This window comes from Catenulispora sp. EB89, assembly GCF_041261445.1.
GTDB lineage: Bacteria > Actinomycetota > Actinomycetes > Streptomycetales > Catenulisporaceae > Catenulispora.
On sequence record NZ_JBGCCU010000059.1, the window covers coordinates 1 to 1,874 of the forward strand.

General features: G+C 63.7%; 2 protein-coding genes. One reads left to right on the forward strand and one right to left on the reverse strand.

Annotated features, from left to right (window positions below):
- Positions 1-410 precede the first annotated feature (410 nt).
- Positions 411-854 carry a hypothetical protein gene (locus ABH920_RS49980; RefSeq protein WP_370356975.1) on the forward strand — a complete coding sequence of 148 codons (444 nt, stop codon included), beginning with the start codon at positions 411-413 and terminating at the stop codon, positions 852-854.
- Between the two features lie 443 nt (positions 855-1,297).
- Here the strand turns inward: ABH920_RS49980 and ABH920_RS49985 are convergent, their stop codons facing one another.
- Entirely contained in the window at positions 1,298-1,543 is a 246-nt protein-coding gene (locus ABH920_RS49985; RefSeq protein ID WP_370356978.1) for a hypothetical protein, read from the reverse strand.
- Positions 1,544-1,874 lie beyond the last annotated feature (331 nt).

Genomic DNA, 1,874 nt, shown 5'->3' on the forward strand with positions numbered 1-1,874 from the left:
ACCAGCTCACCAGTCCACTCACCCTGCATAACAGCAGTCTGACCCCGCCGACCAAACGACGAGGTCAGAACGCATGATTTTCATCAGCCTTCTAGCGACTGTTCGTAGTTCAGATCTTTGATGTGTTTGCCGTGTGGGTGGTCGTGGCTGGTAGAACTGGGGTGCGGCACGTTTTGAACTCACGGATGCCGGGTGGGCTTTGATCGAGCCGTTTCTGCCGGTCCCGGCCACCGGGCCGCTGCCGAAGCGGGCGCGGGCACAGCATGCACGACCGTCCGCCGACGAAGACCGGAAGTCTGCGTCGGCGGACGATGCGCAACCTCGGCCTGGTTCGGTCTTGGCGAATCGGGTAGTTCCCCGGCTGGACCTGGCCGACCGGTCGGCGGCCACCACACGAAACGAGGCTCCGCATGGCTGCTGTCCCGTTCGGCGTCTACGAGATCCGCCACCCGGTGTTCGGAATCCTGTATCCGATCGATGTGGAGCCCGGCGCGCCCGCGCTGGTCGGCAGCCACCCCCTGCCCGGCTCAAACGCGCGGACCTGGCAGACCATCGACGCGAACGACGACACGCTCCTGATCAGGACGCCCTACGGCATGCAGCCGCTCTATCTCGCCTACCCCGACGACCCGCAGACCGGGATGCGCATCACCGTCATCGAGATCCCAACTCCTTGGACGCTTCGACCCGCCCCCGTCGAGGGCCAATGGCGCATCACCGTGCCCGCGAACCGGACCCCCGGCGGCAAAGAAGCCCTGGCCCTCGGCTTCAAACGGGAGATGCCGAACGGGATCTACCTCGCGGCGATCGACGCCAAGGACGAGACCCAGAACTGGCTGTTCAAGAGCCTCTAACGCACACGGTCCTACATCGTTGATGGGTCGGATTCGCCTAACGGCAGGTGCGGGGTCCGCTGTAGTGGAGCTCGTCGGCTGTAGCGACAAGGCATCCAGTCGAAGACCGCCAGACGAGGTCTCCCACACGACTCGGGTCTGGGCAAAATCCGCCTCGTCGTCGAACGGACCTCCGCACCTGCTACGAACGCCGCGCCGACATCCACGAGGCCTTCCTCACCCTCGGCATATGCGGCATCGCACTACGACACGTCATCTGTTGCTTCGATGTCACGCGATGCGCAGCGAGCTCGTCAGTGACGTGTCGGCTGTCGCCGGGTATCGCCGCCCGGCCGGTCTCCGGCCGGGCGGCGATACCCACCATGCGGAAGGTGGATCAGCGCGGTAGCTGATCGACGTCTCACCGAAGCGCGCAGCCGTGGATGGGCGCCGGCCCGCACAGATCAGTAGTAGACGTAGCCACCATAGGTCTGCCACGGGGTCCACGAGCCGTCGATTTCGCACTTGACGCGATCCGCGGGCCAGTTGCCGAAGTTGATGAGGAGATACGTCTGGCAACCCGCCCAAGTGTTGGAGGTGTCAACACGGTGCCAGTCGTCCGCATACGCGGCCGGCGCCGCGAGCATCAGCGTACTGACCGCAGCCATGGTGCAGACGCTGATCTTGAGCTTCCGCTTCGTTGTTTTCATCGGAGGGTCTCCTCTGCAGTGTCAACGGCGCCCTGAACGGGTGACGTGGTTGTCCCACGTCACATGGATCACCGGGGACGCGGGCTAGGACGATTTTCGCGGCTTTCACCCGCTTAAGAAGTGATTTGATGCGGCGTGTCCGGGCGTTTTCCGTCGAGGGCTGGACGCTGATGTCCGCCCTCGACACTTGGCTGAAGACACTCACCCCAACCACATGATCCGGACTCCGAACAGTCCCTAGAAGGCCGATGAAAATCATGCGTTCTGACCTCGTCGTTTGGTCGGCGGGGTCAGACTGCTGTTATGCAGGGTGAGTGGACTGGTGAGCTGG